This is a genomic window from Streptococcus mitis, from assembly GCF_965111735.1.
Taxonomy (GTDB): domain Bacteria; phylum Bacillota; class Bacilli; order Lactobacillales; family Streptococcaceae; genus Streptococcus; species Streptococcus mitis_DR.
The window spans coordinates 364175-381128 of record NZ_OZ217346.1 but is presented as its reverse complement, the minus strand read 5'-3'; the positions used below and the strand labels follow the sequence as shown (position 1 = coordinate 381128).

Genomic DNA, 16954 nt, shown 5'->3' with positions numbered 1-16954 from the left:
TCCTTATATAAAATTTTGTTCTTATTTGAAAGCGATTTTATTCGCCCTTACGACTATTATTTTATCATGTTTTAGAAATATGTCAAGCGTTTTGCAGAAAAAATAATCTATCCACTTGATGGGCACGCTTTAGATTGATTGTTTTTGATTGTTTTATCAGGTATTTCTTGAAAAAATAAATTTAAAATCTTAGTTGAAAAGATTTTTATTTCATTATCTTTCATATTTTCCTGAAAATTTAATTGATTTCCTGCATTTATTTTATGATAAACGTTTGACAGTTTTTTTCTCTTTTTTAACATAAAAGGCTTGCTTTTTTTTCCGAAAACGGTTACTATTAAAAGTAATAAGATTTTTGGAGGAATAAAATAAATGGAATGGACAACTGAGCGTCGTTACAGACTTTATCAAGATTGGACGCAAGAAGAAATTCAACATATAAAGGAAAATATGGCACAATCTCCATGGCATACTCATTACCATGTTGAGCCAAAAACAGGACTTCTCAACGACCCAAATGGCTTTTCTTACTTTGATGGAAAGTGGATTGTTTTTTATCAGAACTTTCCTTTTGGTGCAGCCCACGGTTTGAAATCTTGGGTGCAATTGGAAAGTGAGGACTTGGTTCACTTTACAGAAACCGGAGTCAAAGTTTTGCCCGATACTCCATTAGATAGCCACGGTGCCTACTCTGGTTCTGCCATGCAGTTTGGCGATAGCTTGTTCCTATTTTATACGGGAAATGTTCGTGATGAAAACTGGATCCGTCACCCTTACCAAATCGGTGCTTTGATGGACAAGGATGGCAAGATTACAAAGATTGATAAGATCTTGATCGACCAGCCAGTTGACTCTACTGACCACTTCCGCGATCCGCAAATTTTTAACTTTAAGGGGCAATACTATGCTATCGTCGGCGGACAGGACTTGGAGAAAAAAGGTTTCGTCCGTCTCTACAAGGCTGTAGACAACGACTATACAAACTGGCAAGCCGTTGGCGACCTTGACTTTGCTAACGACCGTACTGCCTACATGATGGAATGTCCAAATCTGGTCTTTGTAGGAGAGCAACCTGTGCTTCTCTACTGCCCACAAGGATTGGATAAAGAAGTTCTAGACTACGACAATATCTATCCAAATATGTATAAAATCGGGGCTTCCTTTGACCCTGAAAATGCCAAAATGGTAGATGTATCTCAACTTCAAAACATGGATTACGGTTTCGAAGCCTATGCTACTCAAGCCTTCAACGCTCCTGATGGACGTGCTCTAGCTGTTAGCTGGCTTGGCTTGCCAGATGTTTCTTACCCATCTGACCGTTTTGACCACCAAGGAACCTTCTCTTTGGTCAAGGAACTCACTATCAAAGACGGCAAACTCTACCAATACCCAGTCGCAACTATCAAGGACCTTCGTGCTTCTGAAGAAGCCTTCTCAAACCGTGTTCAAACCAATAACACTTACGAACTCGAACTCAACTTGGAAGCTAATAGCCAGAGCGAGATTGTCTTACTTGCTGATAAAGAAGGCAAGGGACTTTCCATCAACTTTGACCTTGTAAATGGTCAAGTGACAGTAGATCGTAGCCAGGCTGGAGAACAGTATGCCCAAGAATTTGGTACAACTCGTTCTTGCCCAATCGATAACCAGGCTACTACTGCTACAATCTTCATCGATAACTCTGTCTTTGAAATTTTCATCAATAAAGGAGAAAAAGTATTTTCTGGTCGTGTCTTCCCACATGCGGACCAAAATGGTATCCTGATTAAATCTGGAAACCCAACTGGAACTTACTATGAATTAGATTATGGTCGCAAAACTAACTGATGTCGCCAAACTTGCAGGCGTCAGCCCTACTACCGTTTCTCGGGTTATCAATAAAAAAGGGTATCTCTCTGAGAAAACCATCCAAAAAGTCAATGAAGCCATGCGAGAATTGGGCTATAAACCCAACAACCTAGCTCGTAGCTTGCAAGGAAAATCAGCTAAGTTAATCGGTTTGATTTTCCCCAATATTTCCAACGTTTTCTATGCAGAATTGATTGATAAGCTGGAACACCAACTTTTTAAGAATGGTTACAAGACCATCATCTGCAACAGTGAGCACGATTCTGAAAAGGAACGCGAATACATCGAAATGTTGGAAGCCAATCAGGTGGACGGCATCATTTCGGGTAGTCACAACTTGGGAATCGAAGACTACAATCGCGTGACGGCACCAATTATTTCCTTTGACCGAAACCTATCGCCAGACATTCCTGTCGTCTCCTCTGACAACTACGCTGGTGGGGTTCTTGCTGCCCAGACCTTGGTTAAGACAGGCGCCCAGTCTATCATTATGATTACAGGGAATGACAATTCTAACTCGCCAACTGGACTACGCCACGCTGGTTTTGCATCTGTACTCCCAAAAGCTCCTATTATCAATGTTTCCAGTGACTTTTCGCCCGTCAGAAAAGAAATGGAAATCAAGAATATCTTGACCCGTCAAAAACCAGATGCCATCTTTGCTTCGGATGATTTGACCGCTATTCTGGTCATTAAAATCGCTCAAGAACTGGGCATTTCTGTCCCAGAAGATCTCAAGGTCATCGGCTATGATGGGACTTACTTTATCGAAAACTACTACCCTCACCTGACAACGATTAAGCAACCTATGAAAGAGATTGCCCAACTCACTGTCGATCTCCTTTTGCAGAAGATTGAAGGCAAAGAGGTCGCGACAACTGGTTACTTCTTACCAGTCACACTATTACCAGGAAAAAGTATTTAAGTACAAAAAACTCAGACGAATTCGTCTGAGTTTTTTTATGATCTTAAGTTTTCTAAATAATGCTGGGCTGTCTCGAGATTAAAGGTTTTATCTGCGATGAGGCGCTCAACTAGGGGAGCAACTTCAGACTCACTAGCACCTGCTAGGAGAGCTAAGGATTTGGCCTGTAATTTCATGTGACCTTGCTGAATCCCTGTACTCACCAAGGCTTTGAGGGCTGCAAAGTTTTGGGCAAGTCCGATAGACACGATAATCTGGGCTAATTCTTTAGCAGAAGGATTTCCCAGTAGCTCATGACTGAGGGCTACACGAGGGTTGAGGCCGATAGACCCACCCTTGGTCGCTACAGGCATGGGCAGAGTCATCTCACCAACTAATTCTTCTCTTTCAAGGTCCAGCGTCCAGCAGCTAAGACCTTGATAGTGCCCATCTCGACTGGCAAAGGCATGGGCCCCGGCTTCGATGGCACGCCAGTCATTACCAGTGGCAATCAAAATGGCATCAACACCGTTAAATATCCCTTTATTGTGAGTAGCTGCTCGGTAAGGATCAGCCTGCGCAAACTGGTTAGCTAAAGCTATTTTCTCCGCAATTTCTCGTCCTTGGTCCTTCTGGCGGCTCAAGTAACGAAAGGCGATGCGACAGCTTGCTGTCACCAGAGAATCGGTCGCGTAGTTTGACAGAATCCCCATGAGACTCTGTCCCTGACAGAGTTCTTCTAAGACTGGTTTCAAGGCTTCCAGCATGGTGTTGAGCATATTGGCTCCCATGGCTTCTTGGGTATCAACATGGAGATAAACAACAAGGAAGTCTGTTTCGCCTTTTATCTGTTCTACATGCAAATCACGCGCCCCACCTCCACGTTTAACGATAGAAGGATAGGCTTGATTGGCAAGTTCCAAGAGTTCGGCTTTCTTGCTTGCAATCTGCACTTGCGCTAGATCAGGATTAGCAACTTGATAAAGGGCCACCTGCCCAATCATCTGGCGCTCATGCACTTGAGCAGTAAAACCGCCTGCTCGCTTGATGATTTTACTTGCATAGCTGGCCGCAGCAACCACGGACGGTTCTTCTGTCACATAGGGAACTGTGTTTTCCTGACCGTTGACGAGGACCTCTGGGACCAGCGAATAAGGTAAAGAAAAAGTTCCCACCACATTCTCACTCAGCTGGTCTGCCACAGTCACACTAATCTGTTCATCCTGCTCCAGACTCGCTTGTCTCTCAGGACTAAGGAGCGCCTGAGCTTTTAACAGCTCGAGGCGCTCTTGGTATGATTTTTTAGAAAATCCATTCCAACTTATCTTCATTATTTTTCAACCTTGCTATAACGGCGTTGGTGGTCCACAATTTCAACCAAGGCAAAATCTTGATTTTCATAGCCAGCAAACTGGGCAGAATTTGTTTCATCTAAGTCTACTTCCTCAAAGAAGACTTTTTCATAGTCTACAACAGACAGGGCAGTTCGTTGGTTGAGCTTATTCAAACGGTCTTTATCCAGATAAGCTTCATATCCTTCAACCAATTCACCACTAAAGAACTCAGCTACAGCCCCACTTCCGTAACTATAAAGGGCGATTTTATCGCCAGCCTTCAAGCTATCTGTATTTTCCAAGAGAGACAAAAGTCCAAGGAAAAGTGAACCTGTGTAGATATTCCCCACCTTTTGACTGTAGAGAATAGACTGGTCAAAATGCTTTTGCAAGAGGTCTTTTTTCTCTTGAGGCAGGCTCTTATCCATGATTTTTTTCAAGCCTTTTAAGGCTAATTTAGGATAAGGCAAGTGGAAGCAAACAGCCGCAAAATCATCTAAGGTAAGCTGGTAACGTTTTTGGTATTCAAGCCAAGTCGTTTTCAAACTATCCAAGTATTGCTGGGTAGAATAGACACCATTTACATAAGGAGTTGTCGAGTAATTTGGACGCCAGAAATCCATGATATCACGGGTCTGAGCCACATTGTCATTATTAAAGGCCATAATGCGTGGATTTTGTGTAATTAGCATAGCTACACTTCCAGCACCCTGAGTGGGTTCTCCTGGAGTTTCAATACCGTATTTGGCAATATCACTGGCAATGACTAAAACTTTGGACTCTGGAGAATTTTCCACATGCAATTTGGCATAATGAAGGGCCGCTGTCGCTCCATAGCAAGCTTCTTTAATCTCGAAACTACGAGCAAAGGGCTGGATGCCCAGCAAACCATGCACAAAGACGGCCGCAGCTTTACTTTGGTCAATTCCTGACTCAGTAGCTACAATGACCATATCAATTTCTTGTCTTTCTTGCTCAGTTAAAATAGAGTCACTAGCACTGGCCGCCAAAGTAACGATGTCCTCAGTTAGGGGCGCAATACTCAATTCCTTGAGTAAGAGTCCTTTACTTAATTTTTCAGGGTCAATTCCCCTCGCTTCTGCTAAGTCTTGTAATTTCAAGACATATTGACTGGTCGCAAAACCAATCTTATCAATACCGATTGTCATATTTACCTCTGTTTTATCATTCATTGTAAAAAATCGTTCTATACTATTTTATCACAAATAGCAGTAAAAGAGAGAAAAAAGACTTGATTCACCAAATCAAGTCGCTTATTATTCTAACCATTATGCTGTTTTCGTAAGTGAGAATAAAGTCTAAGAATCACTGTTCCGCTAGCCATTCCAATGGAAATCACCAAAGCAAGCATAACAACCAAGGTAGCACTGGCAATGGCGTGACTATAATCCCCTGTCACAAAAAAGGCAGTTGTTCGATAAGAAAGATAACCCGGAACCAGAGGTGCCAAGATGGCCAAGATAAAGACCACAGCAGGTGTCTTATAAAGAATACTTAAAATCTGGCTGACACAAGAACCTATAATGGCTGCAATAAAAGTAGCCACAATTACATTGGTCGGTTCCTTGAGCAAGAGATAAATTAGCCAGACAGCCATGCCCAAAATCCCTCCAGGTAAGAGCATAGAGCGTTGAACATTGAGTACGATTAAAAAAGTGATAATAGCAAGAAGACTTGCCACTGCTTGTAATAAAAAGGTTGTTAGTGTCATATTAGTTCATCAATACCAAGGCGACAGAAGTTCCTGCCCCTAAAGCAAGGGTAATGAGCAGGGATTCAAACATCTTACTCATACCAGAGTTTATGTGGTTAGTCATAATATCCCGAACCGCATTGGTCAAGGCAATTCCTGGTACAAAAGGCATGACCGCACCAGCTATAATCAAATCTGCCGTTGAAGGAAAACCTGTGTAGCGAGCCCAAAACTGGGCAATCATCCCAAAGACAAAGGCTCCAGCAAAGGCCGTCACAAAGGGAATTCGGATAAACTTCTCCACATAGAGGGAAAAGGCAAAACCAAATAAGGTAGCCACTCCTGCCCCAAGTGCGTCGTAGATATTTCCACTAAACATAATTGAAAAGAAAGGAGCACTAAAGGTCGCAGCCAGAGTTACCTGCAACTTAGTATAAGGAAGGGGTTGGGCTTGCAAAGCCTTCAATTGCTTAAAGGCTGTTTCTAAATCAATCTGCCCCCCTACCAACTGACGAGAAATTTGGTTCACATCGCAGACTTTTTCAATGTTATAAGAAGAGGACGTCACGCGCTTCATACGCGAAATATTGGTATTTTCAATGGAGAAAAAGATAGCGGCAGGCATGGCAAGAACATTGCAATCCACAATCCCCTGCGAATGCGCAATACGGATCATGGTATCTTCTACACGATGAATCTCTGAGCCACTTTTGAGAAGAATGGTTCCAGCTAACATAATCACATCGATGACGGCATTTAATTCTCTTGATTCTTCCATGCGTTCCTCCTTTTATCAACTCCTTCTATTCTATCACAAATCTGGAGTCAAAAAAAATCTTTGCCATGAAATCATGACAAAGATTCGTTTAATTACGTGAATTTTCGTGGCTTCCCTCACTACTTGATTGATTAGTAGAATGAGTATCTCCTCGTTGATTTCCTTGCTGGTTCCCCTGACTTGGTGTTGTAGTAGAACCTTGGTTTCCACGTTGGGCTGGTGCTGATGATGATGTTGACGGCGGTGTTTTTGGTTTGTAAATTGAAATCTTGATGCGTGTCTTATTCAAATCTACCTTTTCACCTGCTCTTGGACTCTGTTCAACGACGGTACCTTCAGCAGTTCCGGAAGGAGCTGTGGTAACTTCTACAACTTCAATGTTGGCTTCTTTTATACCAACAATTTGGATGAGGTTATTTTTCGTAAATTCAAGACTGGAACCTGTATAACTTGGCATGACAACACTTGTTACTTTCTTAGCAATAGTTAAAGTAATTGTTGAGGCCTTACTCAAATCATAAGTTGTTCCAGCAGATGGGCTCTGTCTAAGAACTGTTCCTTCTTCACTCTCGCTTGATTCTTCTTCCTCTATCTTGATGAGATTTTCAGGTACCTTCTTCTGCTTGAGTTCTGCGATAACATCGGTCGATTTACGGCCGATATAATTGCTCAATTGGAAAGATTGCTTACCTGATGAGACAACCAAATTGATTTTCGTTCCTTCTTTTCGACCAGTTCCAGCTTCAGGATCTGTACGGATAATCCGCCCTTCTTCCACCTTTTCACTAGCCTCTGATTTCTCCTCGCCAATCTCAAAATTGGCTTTCTTGAGGATTTCCTTGGCTTCCGCCACTGTCTGACCTGCCACATTTGGAATGGCAATGGTTGCAGGAGTTCTCGATAGTATCCAAATAAGAGAAGCTGCCACCAATACAATGCTGGCCAACAAAATCATATAGCGAACTCTAAATTTCCGTTTCTTAACAGGCTTGGTTGCGTAATTGTCCTCTGAAACCTGCTGACTCGGCTTCGCAGTCTGTGGCTTTGGACTTTGTGTTTGCACCTTAGGAATCGAGGTCAAAGTACTTTGTGGAACTTTTGGAAGAGTTTTAGTATCTGCCTTAGTTGCATCGTCAAAGACTAGCTTTGGTTCATTACGACGATTATTAGACAAACTACTCGACAAATCCACATACATTTCAGCGACTGATTTGTAGCGATCTGTCAATTTCTTAGCAGTTGCCTTGATAACAACATTTTCTAGAGCCTGAGGCACAGATGGATTTTCGGCTATAACCGATGGCAGTGGTTTCTGGAAATGCTGGAGGGCGATGGTCACTGCGCTATCCCCATCGTAAGGAATATGACCTGTCAGCATCTCATAGAAAATAATCCCCATGGCATAGATATCACTCTGCACAGTTGCTTTAGAACCACGCGCCTGCTCTGGTGATAAATAATGCACAGAACCTAGCATTGAGTTGGTCTGAGTTAGACTCGTCTCTGCAAAGGCTACTGCAATCCCAAAGTCTGTGACCTTGGCAGTCCCATCTGGGGTCAAAAGGATATTTTGCGGTTTCAAATCCCTGTGAACAATTCCTCGAGTATGGGCTAAGCGCATAGCCAAGAGGATTTGTCCCATGATTCGAACCGCTTCTTCATTTGAAAGAGGGTGATGTTCCTTGATATAGCGTTTGAGGTCTAATCCAGCAACATATTCCATTGCGAGATACTGTTGTCCCTCTTCTTCACCGATATCTGTAATCCGAACGATATGAGGATGGTCCAAATCTGCCATGGCTCTCGCTTCCCGCTGAAAACGAGCCACAGCAATCGGGTCTGTCTGGTAGTTGGTCCTCAGGACCTTTACCGCCACTTCTTCCCCGTCTAGAATCAAATCTTTAGCCAAGTAAACATCTGCCATGCCTCCTCGACCAATCTGTTTGAGAATCCGATACCGCCCGGCAAAAATCTTGCCGATTTGGATCATTCTGTTTCCTCCTCATTAACAGCAATAAGGGCAACTGTGATGTTGTCTAAACCACCTGCATTGTTGGCAAAACGGATCAAGGTTGCTGCCTTATCTTCCAAAGAAATATCGCTAGTTACAATATCAGAAATCTCACTTCCTGAAATCATATTTGTCAAACCATCGCTATTGAGTAAGAGATAGTCCCCAGGCTCAAGGGTGATTATTCCAAAATCAGGCTGAATTTCATCTTTTTGACCAATAGATTGAGTAATAATATTTTTCTGTGGGTGGCTAGCTGCTTCTTCTGGTGTCAATTGACCTGCCTTAAGCAATTCATTGACCAAAGAATGGTCGCTCGTTAACTGGTGGTATTCTTCTCCACGAATCAAACCGATACGAGAATCTCCGATGTGGGCATAGATAGCCTGATTATCAATAATGGCTACAGCCTCAAGGGTTGTTCCCATTCCTTTATAAGCTTCAGTTTGTCCCAATTGGTTAATCCTTTGATTTTCAATCTCAAGGTTGTTAGCAAACCATTCACGTACTTCATTAACTGTATCGATTTGAGTATCTACCCAAGCTACACCTAGGTCTGTTACCGCCATTTCACTAGCGATATTCCCTGCGCGATGACCTCCCATACCATCAGCTAGGATAATCATAGTACGTCCAGCTCTATTGACATAGTGGTTGACATAGTCTTGGTTATTTGTTCGTTTCTGACCAACATCTGTTAATAATGAAATTTCCATGTGTTAGTTCCTTCCTAATCCGATATCTTGCGAAATTGACTGATGAAGAATCCATCACTTCCATACAATTCAGGTGTAATGAGGATACAGCCGTCTTTTATGATATCCTTACATTCATGTTCTAGTGTTACCTGCTCAAATTCAGGATGACTTTCTAAAAATGCCTGTACGACTTGAAAGTTCTCTTCTGAGACAATAGTACAGGTACTATAAGTTATTATACCACCTTTGCGTAGTGTTTGACAAACACTACCTAATATTTCTAGCTGAATTTCCTGTAAGGACGCGAAATCTGCCGTTTCTTTATTGTATTTAATGTCTGGTTTACGGCGCAGAAGACCGATTCCTGAACAGGGAGCATCCACCAAAATCTTATCAAATGAATCCTGACCAAAAAACTCATGCACCTTTCTGGCATCCAATTTTTGCGTTTGAACTCGATCTGCAACTCCTAAACGTTGGGCATTTTCTTGAATTAAGTCCAACTTGTGGTCGTACAAGTCCAGAGCCCTAACCTGACCTGTCGTGAGATAAGAAGCTATATGGGCTGTTTTTCCACCCGGAGCCGCACAGGCATCTAGAACCTGCTCATCACCTTGTAAATCAAGCGTCGGAGCAACCAGCTGACTAGACTCGTCTTGGATGGTAATGGCTCCATCCGCAAACAAATCATGGCCTGCAAAATGCCCCTGCTCCTTCACAAGACCAGAGGGAGACAAGGATGAATCACTGGCCTCCAACAAGACTTGGATTTCTTCTTTTCGTCCTAGGTCCGTTACACGAATGCTGGCCTTGTTACGCACCAAAAGACTTTCAAAAATAGCTTGTGCTCGCTCTTCTCCGTATTCTTCCTTGAGCTTGGCAACTAGCCAAACTGGGAGAGAATAGGCAATGGAATCACGCTTGTTTTTTCGCTTGATGCTGGCAATATCTGGCCAGCCTTCACGCAGAATACGACGAAGGACGGCGTTGACTAATTTTTCACTGCCTTTTTTACGAACTTTGGCCAATTCTACTGCTTCATTGACCACAGCATGGTCTGGAATCTTGTCCAAATAGCGAAGCTGGTAGGTACTCATGAGAAGCAGGACATAGAGCCAACTGTCTAACTGGTCTCTATCCTCGATAAAGTGGGATAGGTACCATTCCAGAGTCAGTTTGCGGGCTACCGTTCCATAGACAATCTCAGTCACCAAGCCCTTGTCCGCCGGAGAAAGTTGACTTCCCTTGAGATGCTTATTTAAGGCGATATTTGAGTATGCTTGATTGATAAAGACATCCTCTAATACTGCTAGAGCTAGACTTCTAGCCGTTTCTACTTTAGTCACCAAATCGTTCTCCTGCAGTCAATGTACGTCCAACACCGTTGAGGAAGGAAGCAATGTCCATTTTAGGTTTACCAGCAGGCTGAACTTGTTTGAGAGACAAAGCTCCTTCAGCCGTTGCAATAACCAATTCTTTCTTGCCAATAGATAGGATTTCACCTGGATTACCCTGACCTTCTACTGGTAGGGCTTCATAAATCTTAAAGCGGTCGCCCTTTAGAAAAGTATGGGCAACAGGCCACGGATTCATGCCACGGATTTGGTTAAAGAGTTGGCGATTGCTTTTAGTCCAATCCAGTTTTTCTTCCTCTGGCTTGATATTTGGCGAGAAAGTGACCCGACTTGGATCCTGCGGTTCAGGTTTGATTTCCCCAGCAATATAGGCAGGTAAAGTATCCAAAAGCAAATCACGACCAACAAGAGCTAATTTCTCAAATAAGGTACCAACATTGTCCTCATCTGTTATAGGGATGCTGCGACGAGAAATCATATCTCCTGCATCCATTTCTTTGACCATTTCCATAATGGTCACACCAGCTTCCTCATCCCCTTGAATCAAGGCATAATGGATAGGCGCACCACCACGGTGTTTTGGAAGAAGAGAAGCGTGAACGTTGACCGCAAAGTCCATGCTATCAAGGAGTTTACTTGGAAGAAACTGACCAAAAGCAGCAGTCACGATTCCATCCGCTCCTAGCTTCATAATAGCTTCCATCTCTGGACTTCCAGATAATTTTTCAGGTTGGTAGATAGGAAGTCCAGCCTCTTTGGCAGCCTGCTTCACTGGAGTTTCTTGGATCACTTTTTTACGGCCGACAGCGCGGTCTGGCTGGGTCACAACGGCTAGAATTTCGTAACGGTCATCTGTCAAAAGTCCTTTTAAGACTGTTGCTGAAAAGTCGGGGGTCCCCATAAAGATTAGTTTTGTCATATCTTCTCCTTCTTATAAAAATTGCTGTGGCTCATGGTCAATGCTGAGACGGAGCTCACTATTTTCTCGTTCTTGAGTCAGTGCCAAGACCTGGTTGAGGGTCGGACCAAGCTCATCTTCTAAACGGTATTTAATTAAAATCTGGTAATGATAAAGGTTGTGGGTACGAGCAATAGGCTTGGGTGTTGGCCCTAGAATGTTACTGGTTTCAGACAAACCTGACCGCAAAACGCTCATAACTTCATAGGCACGTTTGACCACCTCTTCTTCTTTCTTATGAGAGAGGGTAATGCCAATCGTGAAATAGTAAGGTGGATAACCAAGTTGGCGTCTGATACCCATTTCATAGGCATAAAAGCCTTCGTAGTCTTGGTCTTTTGCAAATCGAATAGCGTAGTGCTGAGGATTGTAAGACTGAATCAAGACCTGCCCAGCTTTTTCAGCCCGACCTGCTCGACCTGCCACCTGAGTCAAGAGCTGGAAGGTTCTCTCAGAAGAACGGAAATCAGGCAGATTCAAAGCTGTATCCGCATTAAGAACTCCGACTAGGGTTACATTGGGAAAATCCAATCCCTTGGCAATCATTTGAGTTCCCAGCAAGATATCTGCTTCTCCTCGTCCAAACTGATCAAGAAGAGCTTGGTGACTGCCTTTCTTGCGGGTCGTATCCACATCCATACGCAGAATGCGGGCTTGAGGAAAGAGTTCTGCTAGCTCATCATAAGCTTTTTGAGTCCCTGTTCCATAGTAACGAATACTGCGACTCTTACAGTTAGGACAGACCTGAGGAATGTCCTTAGAAAACCCACAATAATGGCAGTTCATGGTCTTGGTATCCATGTGCAAGGTTAGAGAAATGTCACAGTTGGGACAGGTATCCACCGTCCCACACTCCCGACACATGACAAAGCTAGAATAGCCACGGCGATTGAGCATGAGAACCACCTGCTCTTTTTTAACCAGACGGTCCTGAATAGCTTCTAACAAAGGGGGCGTAAAATTTGACGTCTCATTTTGTCCGATATAGTCTCGAAAGTCAATCACTTGCACCTCAGGGATAGTAGCTAAAGGATTAGCCCGTTGTGTCAGACGTAAATGTTGATAGACGCCTTTACCAGCCCTCGCACGGCTCTCTAAGCTCGGTGTCGCAGACCCAAGCACCAAAGCTGCTTGATTATACTGAGCCCGTAAAATAGCTACCTCTCTGGCATGATAACGGGGATTGCTGTCCTGCTTATAAGTCGCTTCATGCTCCTCATCGATAATCATAACACCTAGATTTTTTAGAGGAGCAAAGATGGCCGATCTGGCGCCAACAACAACTTGGGCATCGCCACGTTCTACCTTGCGCCATTCATCATACTTTTCACCATTGGATAAGCCTGAGTGAAGAATGGCAACCTTGTCCCCAAAACGAGCGATAAAACGCTCCGTCATCTGAGGGGTCAAGGAAATCTCAGGCACCAGCAAAATAGCTGTCTTGCCCTTATCCAAGGCACCTTGGATAATCTGCAAGTAAACCTCAGTCTTCCCACTTCCTGTAATCCCTTGAAGGAGGAAGGGAGGTTGGTGACTGCCAATCGCACTGACAACCGCATCACGCGCCTGTCTTTGTTCTGGATTCAACTCCAAAGGTCGACTTGCTTCAATGCCTTCAAAATAAGCAGCTGAGCGTTGAACTTCCTTTTGAACTATAGTAATAGCTCCTTGTTCCACAAAGAAGTTGACTTGCTCTCGCGAGTAGGACTCTAACAAACTAGCCAAGGAAGCACTCTCCGGATGAGACAGCAAATAGTCTCTCAATTCCAACTTTTTCTTGGCGCGTGCAGAAATCTCGACATCTTCTAACTGAGCAAGATTCACCTCATACCAGGACTGAGTCTTGACCTTCTTTTGGTCAATCGCCTGATATTCAAGACCAAGCAACCCTTTCCTTGTCAAACGCATCATTTCAGCTTGCTTAGCTAAATCTAAAGAAGAAAAGGCTAGTGAATCCTCTGAACCAAACAAGCGCTCTCGGTCTTCCTGACTCAAACCTTCCAGAGGATAGAGAATCTTGTCATAGCTGGAATTTAGAAATCCCGGTAGCATCGCCTTGAGGATGGAAATTTTGTAGGAGAAGACAGATTTGCGGAGCTCCTCAGCCAGCCAGAGTTGTTCTTGCGTGAGAACAGGAGAAAAATCCAGCACCTCGGCAATATCTTTTAAATCTTGCTCCATCTCTTCTTCATCTGATTGGGACTCCAAACCAAGAACAATCCCTTGAATCAGGCGATTCCCCTTACCAAAGGGCACATGAACTCGCATCCCAACCTCCAGCATTCCCAGAAATTCCTCCGGAATCCTATAACTATAGGGCTGGTCTGTCTGCATCAAGGGTACATCTACGATAATCTTTGCTATAGCCATCTTCTCACCTCCTCCTTATCAGTACATTCTTGCAATAGAAAAAATAAGATTGAGTCCCCCCAACCTTAAATTTTTTCACCATCTTCTTTTTCTTTAGCGATTTGCTCTTTGATTTTCTTTTCTTCTTCTTCTTTGCGGCGTTTTTCTTCTTCGATACGGCGACGCACTGCTTCACGTTTTCCTTCTGGATCTGGGTGAATTGTTACGTTTCCTGATTCGATTTCTTCTAAAGCGCGAAGAGTTGATTTTTCAGACTTGAAACCTTGACATGCTGGCGCACCTGCTTCCAATTCATGGGCACGTTTTGCTTCCAAGATTACGAGTGAATATTTTGAAGGAACCTTGTCAAGCAAGGTATCAATAGAGGGTTTTAACATCATTTGCTTGTACCTATTTTCTAAATTTTATCGGGTAGTTGGAGATTTTGGTAACATCTCCTGATAGTGACCAATGACACGATCCACACGGAAGTGCTCTGCTTCGATAACACGTTTGACACGCTCAGCAGCTAGGGGCACCTGATCGTTGACAATCGCATAATCATACTCACGCATGAGGGCAATTTCTTCCTTGGCTTTTTCGATTCGTTGGGCAATCACTTCTGCACTGTCTGTTCCACGACCTACCAAACGATCTTGCAATTCATCCAAATCTGGTGGTGTCAGAAAGATAAAGACAGCATCTGGAACCTTTTTCTTGACCTGAAGAGCACCTTGAACTTCAATTTCAAGGAAAACATCGATTCCCTTGTCCAAGGTTTCATTGACATAGGTCAGAGGAGTTCCATAGTAGTTGCCGACATATTCTGCGTATTCCAACATCTGTCCTTGACGAATCAGCTCTTCAAACTCTTCACGAGTACGGAAGAAATAGTCAACACCGTCCACTTCTCCGGGACGTTGTGCGCGTGTCGTCATCGATACAGAGTATTGAAATTGGTTTTCAGAACTCTCAAAAATCTCTCTTCTAACCGTTCCTTTTCCAACCCCTGAAGGACCAGAAAAAACGATTAGCAAGCCTCGGTCTGCCATTGTGTCTCCTTTTAGTCAGTCTGTAAAAATAAAATAAAATTTTCCTTCAGATAGTAGCATTTTACACAAACTATCCTTCTACAGTCTTTCTATCTAGTGTAACAAAAAAGCAGTAATTTTTCAACTGCTCTTTCTTATTTATTTAGCATAATCTACTGCACGAAGCTCACGAATCACGGTTACCTTGATATTTCCTGGGTAATCGAGATTGTTTTCAATTTTCTCACGAACTTTGTGAGCCAAGATTGTGACTTTGTCGTCCTTGATTTGTCCTGGATTGACCATGATGCGGATTTCACGTCCTGCTTGAAGGGCAAAGCTAGTTTGCACTCCCTCAAAGCCGTTAGCAATTTCTTCCAAATCATGAAGACGCTTGATGTAGCTTTCAAGAGACTCACTACGAGCACCTGGACGGGCTGCGCTCAAGGCATCTGCCGCAGCGACGATCACTGCAATGACACTTTCTGCTTCGACATCGCCGTGGTGGCTAGCAATCGTATTGACCACAACTGGGTGTTCCTTATACTTACGAGCCAATTCCATACCGATTTCAACGTGGCTACCCTCAACCTCGCGGTCAATAGCTTTCCCGATATCGTGAAGGAATCCAGCACGACGGGCAAGAGCCGCATTTTCACCAAGTTCGCTGGCCATGATACCAGCCAATTTAGCAACCTCAATCGAATGGCGCAAGACATTTTGTCCATAAGAAGTACGGAACTGCAAACGTCCCATAATCTTCATCAAGTCAGGGTGAAGGTTTGGCGCACCAATCTCATAGGCAGCTGCCTCACCGTATTCACGGATCTTATTGTCAATCTCTTGACGGTTTTTCTCAACCAACTCCTCGATACGAGCTGGGTGGATACGACCATCTTTGAGCAACATTTCCATAGTCATACGGGCAATCTCACGACGAATCGGGTCAAAACCTGACAAGGTTACCACTTCTGGTGTATCGTCGATAATCACATCAACCCCTGTCAAACTTTCAAAGGTACGAATGTTACGACCTTCACGACCAATAATGCGTCCCTTCATAGTATCATCTGGCAGATGAACTGTTGAGTTTGTTGACTCCGCTACATATTCACCAGCGATACGTTGCATAGCTTGAACCAAGATGTCCTTGGCCATTTTGTCAGAACGTTCCTTGACCTCTTGCTCAGCTTCGCGAATACGGCTGGCAATCTCCTTGGTCAAGTTTTCCTCTGTCTGAGCCAAGATAATATCTCGTGCTTCTTCCTGAGACAGGGCACCAATACGCTCTAACTCTGCTTCTTTTTGTCTTTCGACTTCCTCTAATTGCTCTTCACGCGCATCAAGGTTTTTCGCTCTATCAGAAATACTTTGTTCTTTTTGTTCAAGTGTTTGTTCTTTACTCGTCAAATTGTCGTCCTTACGGTCAAGACTAGTAGCTCTCTCTGTCAAACGACTTTCGATTTGTTTGAGTTCTTGACGTTCTGATTTGAATTCAGCGTCCACTTCTTCACGGTATTTTCTGGCTTCTTCTTTGGCCTCCAATAGTGCTTCTTTTTTAAGAGACTTGCTTTCACGTTTAGCTTCATTAACAAGTAAATCCGCTTCACGCTCAGCTTGTCCACGTAAATTAGTTGCTTCTTGTTCAGCATTTAAAAGCATCAACTCCGCAGCTTCCTGAGATGATTTCATCTTAGCTGAGATGCTGACATATCCAATGACTAAACCAATGATGACGGCAAAAACAGCAATCGCAAGCGACATGATCTCCATGTTTTTACCTCATTTTATTGTTATTCCGAATGACATACATTCTTTTACATTCTACCATAAAAAAGTGATTTTCACAAACCTAAAATAGAATATGTTTTGAGGAATTTAGCGGAATTTAGCAATTTTATCTCCGTGGTACCACCTTAGACTAAACCAAAAGGAGGAATAAATCCCTCCTAAAGTTAGGTATTGTTTCATTCA

Annotated in this window: 15 protein-coding genes; 2 read left to right on the top strand and 13 right to left on the bottom strand. The window is 43.3% G+C overall.

Annotated features, from left to right (window positions below):
- Positions 1-107 precede the first annotated feature (107 nt).
- Positions 108-302 carry a hypothetical protein gene (locus ACLV7W_RS01850; RefSeq protein WP_411865333.1) on the bottom strand — a complete coding sequence of 65 codons (195 nt, stop codon included), beginning with the start codon at positions 300-302 and terminating at the stop codon, positions 108-110.
- A 70-nt stretch (positions 303-372) separates the two neighbouring features.
- Between ACLV7W_RS01850 and ACLV7W_RS01845 the strand changes: the two genes are divergently transcribed.
- Positions 373-1827, top strand: coding sequence for a glycoside hydrolase family 32 protein (locus ACLV7W_RS01845; RefSeq protein ID WP_261029125.1), 1455 nt, complete (start codon positions 373-375; stop codon positions 1825-1827).
- Positions 1808-2773: a LacI family DNA-binding transcriptional regulator gene (locus ACLV7W_RS01840; RefSeq protein WP_261029124.1), complete on the top strand. Its 966-nt coding sequence runs from the start codon at positions 1808-1810 to the stop codon at positions 2771-2773. Before ACLV7W_RS01845 ends, ACLV7W_RS01840 begins: the two co-directional genes overlap by 20 nt.
- A 35-nt stretch (positions 2774-2808) precedes the next feature.
- Here ACLV7W_RS01840 and ACLV7W_RS01835 read toward each other — a convergent pair whose 3' ends face one another.
- The 12 genes from ACLV7W_RS01835 to ACLV7W_RS01780 all read right to left on the bottom strand — a co-directional run bounded on the left by ACLV7W_RS01835 (position 2809) and on the right by ACLV7W_RS01780 (position 16753).
- Positions 2809-4083: a hydroxymethylglutaryl-CoA reductase, degradative gene (locus ACLV7W_RS01835; protein ID WP_411865332.1), complete on the bottom strand. Its 1275-nt coding sequence runs from the start codon at positions 4081-4083 to the stop codon at positions 2809-2811.
- Positions 4083-5255, bottom strand: a complete 1173-nt coding sequence (locus tag ACLV7W_RS01830; RefSeq protein ID WP_261029122.1) for a hydroxymethylglutaryl-CoA synthase — start codon at positions 5253-5255, stop codon at positions 4083-4085. Before ACLV7W_RS01830 ends, ACLV7W_RS01835 begins: the two co-directional genes overlap by 1 nt.
- 113 nt (positions 5256-5368) lie before the next feature.
- Positions 5369-5818, bottom strand: coding sequence for a threonine/serine exporter family protein (locus ACLV7W_RS01825; protein ID WP_020901615.1), 450 nt, complete (start codon positions 5816-5818; stop codon positions 5369-5371).
- A gap of 1 nt (position 5819) precedes the next feature.
- A complete protein-coding gene (locus ACLV7W_RS01820; protein WP_020903004.1) occupies positions 5820-6578 on the bottom strand; it encodes a threonine/serine exporter family protein in 759 nt (252 codons plus the stop codon).
- 88 nt (positions 6579-6666) lie between these two features.
- Positions 6667-8568, bottom strand: coding sequence for a Stk1 family PASTA domain-containing Ser/Thr kinase (pknB, locus tag ACLV7W_RS01815; RefSeq protein WP_411865331.1), 1902 nt, complete (start codon positions 8566-8568; stop codon positions 6667-6669).
- Positions 8565-9305 (bottom strand): Stp1/IreP family PP2C-type Ser/Thr phosphatase, encoded by a 741-nt coding sequence (locus tag ACLV7W_RS01810; protein WP_049511028.1) that lies wholly within the window; start codon positions 9303-9305, stop codon positions 8565-8567. Before ACLV7W_RS01810 ends, pknB begins: the two co-directional genes overlap by 4 nt.
- A 14-nt stretch (positions 9306-9319) precedes the next feature.
- Positions 9320-10633, bottom strand: a complete 1314-nt coding sequence (rsmB, locus tag ACLV7W_RS01805; protein ID WP_411865330.1) for a 16S rRNA (cytosine(967)-C(5))-methyltransferase RsmB — start codon at positions 10631-10633, stop codon at positions 9320-9322.
- The gene (gene fmt / locus ACLV7W_RS01800) at positions 10626-11561 is read right to left on the bottom strand and encodes a methionyl-tRNA formyltransferase (protein ID WP_141230963.1); all 936 of its coding nucleotides are present in this window, start codon (positions 11559-11561) and stop codon (positions 10626-10628) included. Before fmt ends, rsmB begins: the two co-directional genes overlap by 8 nt.
- A 12-nt stretch (positions 11562-11573) precedes the next feature.
- Positions 11574-13970 (bottom strand): primosomal protein N', encoded by a 2397-nt coding sequence (locus ACLV7W_RS01795; RefSeq protein ID WP_411865329.1) that lies wholly within the window; start codon positions 13968-13970, stop codon positions 11574-11576.
- A 65-nt stretch (positions 13971-14035) separates the two neighbouring features.
- Positions 14036-14350 (bottom strand): DNA-directed RNA polymerase subunit omega, encoded by a 315-nt coding sequence (rpoZ, locus tag ACLV7W_RS01790; RefSeq protein ID WP_004255434.1) that lies wholly within the window; start codon positions 14348-14350, stop codon positions 14036-14038.
- Between the two features lie 24 nt (positions 14351-14374).
- Positions 14375-15001 carry a guanylate kinase gene (gmk, locus tag ACLV7W_RS01785; protein WP_000775041.1) on the bottom strand — a complete coding sequence of 209 codons (627 nt, stop codon included), beginning with the start codon at positions 14999-15001 and terminating at the stop codon, positions 14375-14377.
- A gap of 138 nt (positions 15002-15139) precedes the next feature.
- On the bottom strand, positions 15140-16753 hold the full coding sequence (locus ACLV7W_RS01780) for a ribonuclease Y (RefSeq protein ID WP_411865328.1): 1614 nt from the start codon (positions 16751-16753) through the stop codon (positions 15140-15142).
- Between the last annotated feature and the right edge of the window lie 201 nt (positions 16754-16954).

Coding starts and splice junctions, on each gene's coding strand:
- ACLV7W_RS01835 (WP_411865332.1), bottom strand. CDS start 4,083: ATGAAGATAAGTTGGAATGGATTTTCTAAAAAATCATACCAAGAGCGC.
- ACLV7W_RS01810 (WP_049511028.1), bottom strand. CDS start 9,305: ATGGAAATTTCATTATTAACAGATGTTGGTCAGAAACGAACAAATAAC.
- ACLV7W_RS01825 (WP_020901615.1), bottom strand. CDS start 5,818: ATGACACTAACAACCTTTTTATTACAAGCAGTGGCAAGTCTTCTTGCT.
- ACLV7W_RS01820 (WP_020903004.1), bottom strand. CDS start 6,578: ATGGAAGAATCAAGAGAATTAAATGCCGTCATCGATGTGATTATGTTA.
- ACLV7W_RS01840 (WP_261029124.1), top strand. CDS start 1,808: ATGGTCGCAAAACTAACTGATGTCGCCAAACTTGCAGGCGTCAGCCCT.
- ACLV7W_RS01850 (WP_411865333.1), bottom strand. CDS start 302: ATGTTAAAAAAGAGAAAAAAACTGTCAAACGTTTATCATAAAATAAAT.
- ACLV7W_RS01845 (WP_261029125.1), top strand. CDS start 373: ATGGAATGGACAACTGAGCGTCGTTACAGACTTTATCAAGATTGGACG.
- pknB (WP_411865331.1), bottom strand. CDS start 8,568: ATGATCCAAATCGGCAAGATTTTTGCCGGGCGGTATCGGATTCTCAAA.
- ACLV7W_RS01830 (WP_261029122.1), bottom strand. CDS start 5,255: ATGACAATCGGTATTGATAAGATTGGTTTTGCGACCAGTCAATATGTC.
- fmt (WP_141230963.1), bottom strand. CDS start 11,561: ATGACAAAACTAATCTTTATGGGGACCCCCGACTTTTCAGCAACAGTC.
- ACLV7W_RS01795 (WP_411865329.1), bottom strand. CDS start 13,970: ATGGCTATAGCAAAGATTATCGTAGATGTACCCTTGATGCAGACAGAC.
- ACLV7W_RS01780 (WP_411865328.1), bottom strand. CDS start 16,753: ATGGAGATCATGTCGCTTGCGATTGCTGTTTTTGCCGTCATCATTGGT.
- gmk (WP_000775041.1), bottom strand. CDS start 15,001: ATGGCAGACCGAGGCTTGCTAATCGTTTTTTCTGGTCCTTCAGGGGTT.
- rpoZ (WP_004255434.1), bottom strand. CDS start 14,350: ATGATGTTAAAACCCTCTATTGATACCTTGCTTGACAAGGTTCCTTCA.